The sequence below is a fragment of the Janthinobacterium aquaticum genome (assembly GCF_009208565.1).
GTDB lineage: Bacteria > Pseudomonadota > Gammaproteobacteria > Burkholderiales > Burkholderiaceae_D > Janthinobacterium.
Map to the genome: position 1 here is coordinate 1 of NZ_WFLK01000070.1, position 255 is coordinate 255.

At 52.2% G+C, this 255-nt stretch carries 1 rRNA gene; it reads right to left on the minus strand.

The annotated features are described in order from the left end of the window. A 23S ribosomal RNA gene (locus tag GCM43_RS25650) occupies positions 1-255 on the minus strand; the annotation flags it as partial.

Consider the following 255-nt stretch of genomic DNA (forward strand, 5'->3'; position numbering starts at 1 on the left):
GTGGGTTCGGACCTCCAGGGCGTGTTACCGCACCTTCATCCTGGCCATGAGTAGATCACTTGGTTTCGGGTCTACACCCAGCGACTGATCGCCCTATTCGGACTCGATTTCTCTACGGCTTCCCTATATGGTTAACCTTGCCACTGAATGTAAGTCGCTGACCCATTATACAAAAGGTACGCAGTCACGGAACAAGTCCGCTCCTACTGTTTGTATGCACACGGTTTCAGGATCTATTTCACTCCCCTTCCGGGG